General features: G+C 72.9%; 8 protein-coding genes and 1 pseudogene. 5 read left to right on the top strand and 4 right to left on the bottom strand.

What is annotated here, in order from left to right; all coding sequences use genetic code 11:
* The coding region (locus tag VR45_RS10565) for a putative Ig domain-containing protein (RefSeq protein WP_052708988.1) at window positions 1-1,096 on the bottom strand (1,096 nt) is incomplete at its 3' end.
* Between the two features lie 313 nt (window positions 1,097-1,409).
* Here VR45_RS10565 and VR45_RS10560 point away from each other — a divergent pair.
* Window positions 1,410-1,976 carry a Uma2 family endonuclease gene (locus VR45_RS10560; protein ID WP_045939437.1) on the top strand — a complete coding sequence of 189 codons (567 nt, stop codon included), beginning with the start codon at window positions 1,410-1,412 and terminating at the stop codon, window positions 1,974-1,976.
* A 61-nt stretch (window positions 1,977-2,037) separates the two neighbouring features.
* On the opposite strand, the gene VR45_RS10555 is transcribed toward VR45_RS10560, so the two are convergent.
* Window positions 2,038-2,847, bottom strand: coding sequence for a hypothetical protein (locus VR45_RS10555; protein ID WP_045939436.1), 810 nt, complete (start codon window positions 2,845-2,847; stop codon window positions 2,038-2,040).
* A gap of 132 nt (window positions 2,848-2,979) precedes the next feature.
* On the opposite strand from VR45_RS10555, the gene VR45_RS46820 reads away from it, so the two are divergent.
* Window positions 2,980-3,153 (top strand): hypothetical protein, encoded by a 174-nt coding sequence (locus VR45_RS46820; protein ID WP_159394170.1) that lies wholly within the window; start codon window positions 2,980-2,982, stop codon window positions 3,151-3,153.
* 21 nt (window positions 3,154-3,174) lie between these two features.
* The gene (locus VR45_RS46815) at window positions 3,175-3,618 is read left to right on the top strand and encodes a hypothetical protein (protein WP_159394169.1); all 444 of its coding nucleotides are present in this window, start codon (window positions 3,175-3,177) and stop codon (window positions 3,616-3,618) included.
* On the opposite strand, the gene VR45_RS10540 is transcribed toward VR45_RS46815, so the two are convergent.
* Window positions 3,528-4,532: a hypothetical protein gene (locus VR45_RS10540; protein WP_159394168.1), complete on the bottom strand. Its 1,005-nt coding sequence runs from the start codon at window positions 4,530-4,532 to the stop codon at window positions 3,528-3,530. The genes VR45_RS46815 and VR45_RS10540 overlap by 91 nt on opposite strands.
* Window positions 4,533-4,682: 150 nt before the next feature.
* Between VR45_RS10540 and VR45_RS10535 the strand changes: the two genes are divergently transcribed.
* Entirely contained in the window at window positions 4,683-5,807 is a 1,125-nt protein-coding gene (locus tag VR45_RS10535) for an alpha/beta hydrolase-fold protein (protein WP_045939432.1), read from the top strand.
* 135 nt (window positions 5,808-5,942) lie between these two features.
* A pseudogene (locus tag VR45_RS10530) lies at window positions 5,943-8,475 on the top strand (glycosyltransferase family 39 protein).
* Between the two features lie 111 nt (window positions 8,476-8,586).
* Here VR45_RS10530 and VR45_RS10525 read toward each other — a convergent pair.
* Entirely contained in the window at window positions 8,587-8,733 is a 147-nt protein-coding gene (locus VR45_RS10525; RefSeq protein ID WP_234325924.1) for an alpha/beta hydrolase, read from the bottom strand.
* Window positions 8,734-8,788 lie beyond the last annotated feature (55 nt).

The following is an 8,788-nucleotide window of genomic DNA, read 5'->3' as shown; positions in this document are numbered from 1 at the left end:
TGCCGCCACCGCCGCCGGAGACCACCCAGGTGAAGCTGGTGCTACCGGACTTGGCCGCCGCGTCCTTCGCCGTCACGGTGACGTTGTAGGTGCCCGCCGTGCTCGCGGTGCCGCTGATGACACCGGTGGAGGCGTTGATCGACAGACCGGCCGGCAGGCCCGTCGCCGAGTAGGTGTACGGGGTCGAACCGCCGCTCGCCGTGATCTTGAGGTTCGCCGCACCGCCCACCGCCGTCGACTGGTCGCCCGGGTTGGCGACCGAGACGGAGCCGCTGCCCGCGGGCTTCGTCAGCAGGCAGCCGCTGACGTTGAGGTCGATGACCCGGCCGTTGCCCAGGCAGGTGGTGAACCAGTAGGTCTGCTGGCCGTAACTCTGGCCCTGGTGCACCGTGGTGGTGCCGTCGGCGGCGACCTCGCACGGGTTGTTGAGGGTGCACATCTGGCCGTCGTCGTTGCCGGTGTTGTTGATGCCGACGACCTTGCGCGTGGCGGCGTCGACGATCGGCGAACCGGAGGTGCCGTGCGTGGTGTTGCAGCCGGAGCTGTAGCGGATCGAGTCGCGCCAGCTCCAGGCGTCCTCGCGCAGGTCGGTGAAGCCGTTGACGGAGCAGTTCCAGGTCTGCTTCCAGTAGGACGACGGTATGTACATCGCCGAACCGTCGACCGGGTGGGTGTCGTTGATGGTCAGCGCGGTGGCGCCGAACTTCGAGGTGATCGACCCGAAGGTGTCGGTGAGCTGGTACAGCGCGACATCCGTGCCGGTCATCGTCGCGTACAGCACCTTGTCGGCCTGCACGGTGCCGAGCGAGCCGCCGGAGGCGTTGAGCAGGGTGCCGCTGCGGCTGGCGGTCTGGTTCTGGATGACCTGGCCGGCGGGGGGCATGGTCGGCAGGCAGTGGCCGTTGGTGAGCATCAGGGCCCGGTCGGTGTCGACCGACGAGGGGTAACGCACCAGCGAGGCCGAGCAGTTGCTCAGCGCGATGGTGGACGCCAGGTCACCGGCCTGTACCGCCTGCGCGGGGGCGACTGCCACGGAGGTGAGGACCCCGGCGATGACAGCGCTCGCGGCGGACGCGGCGGCAAGTCTCTTGAGCATGGCTCTCCTTGTGGGGGATGCGGGGCGTACGACCGGTTGCGGACGCCCGCGCCGCACGAAAGTGCCATGGTCACCTCAATCGGTCAACCGATCGGGCAGAAGTCACACCCGCGAATCCACCCGAGTCACCACCAACCGGCCACCTGTCGCAACCGGGCGAATGTTCGCCGGACGGCGTGACGCTCCGATCCCGGGCGGGCTTTCGCCCTAGGCTGTCCGCGATCGCGGACGGCCCGACGGACAGTCCGGCGAACGGCCCGGTGAACGGCCCGACGGACAGCCGCGCCGGGAAGGCAGAGAAGTGGAGCACAACGTGAGTGCCGCGCAGGCGAGGCCCGGCGACTACAGCCAGGTACCCAACCCGGAGCACGCCCTGAAGTACGCCGTCCGACACATCGCGGGTGAGCGGGTCGAGATCGTCGAAGGAGTCATCACACCGGTGTCGCCGTCCTGGGCCCACGAGAGTGCCGTCGACCTCATCCGGGAACAGATCGGCCCACGGCTGCGGGAGCTGGGGCTCCGGGCCGGGTCGGGGAACCTGGACCTCCCCGGGACGGAGAACTTCTACGTCCCGGACCTCGCCGTGGTGCCCGCCGGGTTGGCCAAGACCGAAGGGGCCCTGGTGCCGGACCAGACCCTCCTGGTGGTCGAGGTGATGTCCCTGTCCAACGCCGAGACGGACCGGACGGCGAAGCGGCGCCGCTACTCGCAGTACGGGGCGCCGGTCTACCTGCTGGTGGACCGTCAGGAGCGGACGTGCACGCTGTTCTCCCAGCCGGGACAGCTCGGGTACACGCTCGTCGAGGGGCCGCACCCGTTCGGGGTGGCGGTACGGCTTCCGGAGCCGCTGGACGTCGTCCTGGACACGACCGAGTTCTGACGGTACCGAGGCTGCCCCCGCATCCCCGGGCGCGGCCTGATCGCCACCGCCAGCGAGGCCGTCAGCGCAGGTCGAGGACCGGGCGGGTGGAGAGGCAGTCGACGAGGTCCTCGCCCTCCTCGCCGTAGACGAGGGCCGCGAGGTCGGGGTGGCGGTTGGCCGTGGCGAGCGGGAGCCAGGACAGGAAGGTGCCGTAGCCGCCGCAGACGGACTCGCCGCCGTCACCGCCGTGGATCCGGCCGGGCTCGGCGGTGATCTCGGAGCGGTAGGTGTCGTGCGCGATGAGCAGGCCGAAGGCGTTCGGCCCGGCGTGCGGGCCGGAGTCGTCGCCGTACGGGACGCGGTCGAGCGGGCACTCGTCGCCCCAGCGGAACAGGGTGTGCGCGCCGGCGCCGCAGGCGTGCTCCCACTCGTCGGACGTCGGCAGCCGGAGGCCCTCGCGGGCGAGGACGGCCGGCATGTCGGCGGGCGCCTCCTCGATCGGCTCGTCCTGGACGGCCATGAGCAGGGTCGGCACGGTGACCGTCCGGCGCGGGCTGAGCACCCGGGCGAGGTGGGCGTGCGGGTCCTCGTCGCCGAAGCCCTGGTCGACGCTCTCCTCCTGGTAGCCGGCGAGGAGTTCGGCGGACGGCCGCCAGGCCGCCACGTCGAAGCCGACGGTGACCCGCCCACCCGGTATCAGTGCGAACATCCGCCCGCCCCGCTCGACCAGCACCCGGTGCAGCGGGGCCCCCAGGTGCTCGACCGTCCCGACCCGCTCGAGCCGCCCGCCCGCGCTGTCGGCGGCCTGGGCGGCGATCCGGGTGGCGGCGGCGAGGTCGAGCCGGCGCCAGGCGGCGAAGGTGAGGGCGGCGAGCGGTTCGGGGGCCATGACGGGAGTGTGGCATGGGCCACTGACAATTGACTGGGAGTGGACCACGGGCGACCCGCCGGGGACGGGCCGCCCGGGGACGCCGCTCGGCCGAGGTCGGGGACCGGGTGCTCCGGGGCCAGCACGGCGGCGATGCGCTGGGCGATGGTGTGGGCGCTGTGCCCGCCGGGCGCGGACGGCCCGTCGGTGGTGGAGACGGCGATCGCCAGGTGCTCGCACGGAAGGTGGTCCTGGGAGGCCGAGCAGCCGAAGAACAGCGGGTGCTGGGAGATCCAGTCGTTCAGCACCAGCACGCCCATGCCGTAGTGGGTGGCCTCGGTCTGCGGGATGCAGACCGTGTCCGGGCACTTCCCGGTCGCCCCGCCGAGGCCCACCGTCCCCGGGTTCAGCAGTTCGCGGCAGCCGGCCGGGGAGAGCAGTTCGGCCGAGCCGACGCCGGCGGCCGAGCTCGCCAGGTCGCAGATGTCGGTGGTCTGCACCGCACCGGGGGCGGTGGTCCAGGAGGGGTTCCAGAAGGTGGACTCCTCGTACCGGCCCCGGTCGGCGGTGAAGGCGCGCAGGACCGGTGTCGGCCCGACGGCCCTCGACCCGCGCGAAGGTCACCCGTCGGGCCCGCCCAGGACCCGGCGCCGGGTCCTGGGCGCGCGGGTCCTGGGCGGGCGGGCCCAGGCCGCCGGGCGCTACGGCTGCGGGAAGTTCTGCTCGTCCACGTCGCTGGTCTTCGCGTTGCCGCCGACCTTCGCGGTCAGCGTGATCGACCAGATCGAGTAGGTCTTGCCGGTCTCGAAGGCCAGTGTCTCGTCGAACTTGGTGTAGCTGCAGTCCTGGGTGAACATCTTCAGCGTCGGGTCCCAGTCGATGCCGTCGGAGAAGAACACGTCGTAGGTGCCGTCCTCGATGCCCTTGATCGAGGCCTTCTTCCCCTTGCCGACGTACAGCGAGTGGACGGCCTTGCCGGTCTTGGAGAGCGTGACGACGGAGTCGGTGCTGCCCTCCGCGTTGTCGATGTTCAGCTCGCCCTCGCCGCGCAGCTTGCCCTTGGTGACGAAGGCGCCGTTGTCGAGCGCCCGGGTCTGCTGCTGCGGGGTCTGCGGGACGGTGAAGTTGGTGGTGTAGCCGGCCGCGGTCATCTCGGCGAGGGCGCCGGGGATGGCCTTGAGGCCCTCCGAGAGGCCGACCTGGGCGAAGGCGGAGCCGGTGGTGCAGTAGGTCTTCGCCTTGATGTCGGTACGGATCTTGCTCAGGTCGGTGGCGAGCTGCGAGAGCGCCGTCACCAGTTGGCGTTTGGTGGTGCCGACCCCGGCCGGGGTGGCGCTCAGCCCGAGACCGCTGCTGGCGGAGTTGGCGGCGCCGGCCGCCTCCTGGAGGCCGGCCATGAAGCCGGTCAGGTCGGAGGCGGGGTTGATCTTGCCGAGCGCGGTGCTGACCGGGTCGACGTAGCCGGCCAGGACCGGCCCGTACGGCGTCGGCGTCGGGGTCGGCGTGGGTGTCGGCGTGTAGGTCGGCGCGGGCAGCGCGCTGAAGCCGTCCGACGGGCTCGACGCCGCCGAACTGCCGCCGCCGCCCGATCCGCCGTCGCTGGCCCCGGAGCAGGCAGCCAGCAGCATCGCTGCGCCGGCCGCCGTGCCGACCTTGATGAAGGACCTCATGGCGTTCCCCCGGATGTTCTCTCGGTGCTCTCTCATGCACACTCCGTGCAGTCTGCTCGTCCCCGCCGACATGATCCCGACCCGACAAGAGACGGTCAACAGGGCGCACTTGCAGCGCGTCGAAGCGTATATGGGGCGCATAAAGGGGCGCGCGGAGGGGCAGGGCGGGTCAACTACGATCGACGGGTGCTCAGCCTCACGGGACTCCCGCTCCAGATCATCGCCGCCGTGCTCGCGGTCGGCGTCTTCGCCGCCACGATGTGGCTCTGGCCGAGGTTCGGCGGACACGGGTGGAAGGCCTGGACGGGACGGGTCGGCGCCTTCCTCGCCACCCAGCTCGCGGTGCTGGTCGCGATGGGTCTGATCGCCAACGGCTACTTCGGCTTCTACAGCTCCTGGAGCGACCTGCTCGGCACCAACGGCAAGCCCGGCACCGTCGTCGACCACCAGCCGAACGCGGCCGCCACCCTCTCCGTCACCGGGGAGAAGAACATGTACTCGGCGCAGGGCTCGGCCCGCGACCGCTCCGGGGTGATCCAGGAGGTCTCGGTCCGCGGCCCGCAGAGCGGACTGAGCAGCGACGCCTTCGTCTACCTCCCGCCGCAGTACTTCCAGCCCGAGTACGCGCAGAGCAAGTTCCCGATGGCCCTGGTACTGGCCGGGTACCCGGGCTCGGCGGAGAAGCTCATCACGCTGATGCAGTACCCGGCCTCCGCCCTCACCGCCATCGAGGAGAAGAAGCTGCCGCCGACCGTCCTGGTGCTGATGCGCCCGACCCTGGTCGGCAACCGCGACACCGAGTGCATGGACGTCCCCGGCGGGCCGCAGGTCGAGACCTTCTTCACCAGCGACCTGCCCAAGGCGCTGTCCGCCGGCTACCGGATCGGCACCGACCCGGCCAACCGCGCCGTGATCGGCAACTCCACCGGCGGCTACTGCGCCCTCAAGTTCGCGCTGCGCAAGCCGGACGCGTACCGGTCCGCGATCTCGCTCTCCGGCTACTACACCGCGCCGATCGACGAGACTACCGGCGACCTGTTCGCGGGCAACGACCGGCTGAAGCAGGAGAACGACCTGGTCTGGCGGCTGCGGAACAAGCCCGCCGAGCCGGTCGCGCTGCTGCTCGCCACCAGCTACGACGAGAACAACTACGAGGGCACCCAGGCCATGGTCGGCGCGTTCAAGGCGCCGACCGAGCTGTCCACCATCACCCTCGACACCGGCGGCCACAACTTCCACACCTGGACCAGGGAGATCCCGCCCGCGCTGGAGTGGCTCGGCAAGCACCTGACGATGCCGCAGGCTGCGTAACAGCGCCCCGGCCGACGTAGCGGCACCCCGGTCGGCGCAACAGCACCAGCCCTCCCACCAGGGGCGGCGAGGATCACAGACGGCTCATACCCGGGTCTCACCGTTCTCTCAGCCGGGCGCCCGAGCGTAGCGCCCATGACCACGACCAGCCTCACCCCGCCGGCCGGCGAGCCCTGGCCGGAGGCCGGGGACTTCCCGCCCCCGCTGCTGCCGCCCGGCTCCGCGCCGGAGGGGGCGGCACCCGGGCGGCCCGCCCACCCGCCGCTGTTCCCGGAGTTCCCGCTGCCGCCCACCGGCCCCAAGGGCCCGGCCTCCTGGGCCGGACGGCTGCGCACCCTGCCCGGCCGGACCTGGCGGGGACGCCCGGAGGACCCGCGCTGGATCCGGCCCTCGCTGCTCGCCCTGCTGGCGGCCACCGCCGTCCTCTACCTCTGGGGCCTGTCCGCCTCCGGCTGGGCCAACTCCTTCTACTCCGCCGCCGCCCAGGCGGGCAGCCAGAACTGGAAGGCCTTCTTCTACGGCTCCTCGGACGCCGGGAACTTCATCACCGTCGACAAGCCCCCGCTGGCCCTGTGGCCGATGGCGCTCTCGGCCCGGGTCTTCGGGCTCTCCTCCTGGTCGGTACTGGCCCCGCAGGCGCTGATGGCCGTCGGCACGGTCGCCACCCTGTACGCGACGGTGCGCCGGCGCTTCTCGCCGCTCGCCGGACTGCTGGCCGGCCTCGCCTTCGCGCTGACGCCGGTGGCGGCGCTGATGTTCCGCTTCAACAACCCGGACGCGCTGCTGGTCCTGCTGCTCACCCTGGCCGCCTACGGGCTGGTGCGGGCGATCGAGGCCGCGGGCACCCGGTGGCTGGTGTTCACCGGGGTGATGCTCGGTCTGGCCTTCCTCACCAAGACCCTGCAGGCGTTCCTGGTACTGCCCGCCTTCGTGCTGGTCTACCTGGTGGTGGCGCCGACCGGGCTGTGGCGGCGGGTCCGGCAGCTGCTGGCCGGCGGCCTGGCGATGCTGGTCGCGGGCGGCTGGTGGGTCGCGGTCGTCGAACTGGTGCCGGCGTCGGCGCGCCCGTACATCGGCGGCTCGCAGGACAACAGCTTCCTCTCCCTCACCTTCGGCTACAACGGCCTGGGGCGGCTCAACGGCAATGAGACCGGAAGCGTCGGCGGCGGTGGCCGCAGCCGGCTCCCGGCCGGGGCCGAGGCGGTCTTCGGCAACGGCCCCGGCGGTGCGCCCGCCGGTGCGCCCGGTGGAATGCCCGGTGGAATGCCCGGCGGGACGCGCGGCGGTGGCGGCTGGGGCGAGACCGGCATCACCCGGCTGTTCGACGGCGACATCGGCGGGCAGATCGCCTGGCTGCTGCCCGCCGCGCTGATCCTGCTGCTGCTCGGCCTGTGGGCGACCCGGCGGCACGCCCGGACGGACACCGCGCGCGCGGCCTTCCTGGTCTGGGGCGGCTGGCTCCTGTGCACCGCCCTGACCTTCAGCTTCATGTCCGGGATCTTCCACCAGTACTACACGGTGGCGCTGGCCCCGGCGGTCGCCGCACTGGTCGGCATGGGCGTGGACGGGCTGTGGCGGGCCCGGCACCGGCTGCCGTACGCGGCGGTGCTGGCGGCGACGCTCGCCGTGACGGCGGTGTGGGCGTACGTGCTGCTCGGGCGGAGCCCCGACTTCCAGCCGTGGCTGCGTCCGGCGGTGCTGGCCGGCGGGCTGCTCGCGGCGGTGGCACTGCTGGTGGCCGGCCCGCTGGGGGCCCGGCTCACGGGCGGCACCCCGGCGACCGGCTCGGGCGCCGGAGCCGATGCTCCGGCCGACGGGCGCGCCGGGGCGCGGCGGATCGCCGGGCGGGTGACCGCCGTGGCGGGCCTGGTGGGCGCGGCGGCGGCGCTGGGCGGTCCGGCGGCGTACGCGCTGGAGACGGTCGGCACCCCGCACCAGGGCTCGATCGTGCTGGCCGGGCCCTCGGTGGCGGGCGGCTTCGGCCCCGGCGGTATGCGGGGGCGCGGTGCGGGCGGCGGGCCGGCCCTGTGGCTCGACGGCCGGATGGTGACGCCCCAGATGTGTATAAGAGACAGCGCCCCAGCAGGGCGGCGGCCCGGACGGCGGTCAGGGCGGCGGTCAGGGCGGCGGCCAAGCCGTCCCAGGCTCCCCGCAGCAGGGCGGCGGCCGGGGCACCGGCGGGGTCCCGAACGGCAACGGCAGCACCCAGGGCCCGGGCCCGTACCTCGTCATCGGCGGCCCCGGCGGGATGAACGGGCTGCTGAACGGCGCCCAGGTGAGCGACGAGGCGGCCGCCCTGCTGGCGCAGGACGCCGACCGCTACCGCTGGGCCGCCGCGACCTCCGGTTCGCAGAACGCCGCCAGCTACCAACTCGCCTCCGGCGTCCCGGTGATGGCCCTCGGCGGCTTCAACAGCAGCGACCCGTCGCTCAGCCTGGACGCCTTCCGGCAGTACGTGCGGGAGGGCAAGGTGCACTGGTTCATCGGCGGCGGCTCGCGCGGCTTCGGCGGCGGGGAGACGGCCGGGGTGAACGGCACGAACGGGCCCGGTGGCGAGTCCTCGCAGTCCCAGACCGCCCGGATCGAGGAGTGGGTGGCGAGCCACTACACGGCCCGCACGGTCGGCGGGTCGACCTTCTACGACCTGACCCAGCCGCCCACCTCCTGACCCGGCAGCTCCGGCAGCTCCGGCAGCTCCCGACGGCGGGGCGTCCCACTGGTGCGTTCACCATGGTGCGCCCCGCCGGACCGTTACCCCCGGACCTTCACCCCCGGACCGCTACCCCCGGTCGCTCGCGCAGCGCGTCCCGGCGGCCGGCACCGTGCCGTCGACCAGGTAGGCGCCCACCGCCGCCCGGACGCAGGCGCTGTGCCCGTAGCCGGTGTGCCCCTCGCCCTCGCGGGTGAGCAGCACGGCGTTGCCCAACTGCGCGACGAGCTGCTGGGCGTTGGCGTACGAGGTCGCCGCGTCGCCGGTGGAG

It is taken from the genome of Streptomyces sp. NRRL S-495, assembly GCF_000966955.1.
Lineage (GTDB): Bacteria > Actinomycetota > Actinomycetes > Streptomycetales > Streptomycetaceae > Kitasatospora > Kitasatospora purpeofusca.
The sequence above is the reverse complement of the archived record's forward strand: the minus strand, read 5'-3'. Positions and strand labels throughout refer to the sequence as shown.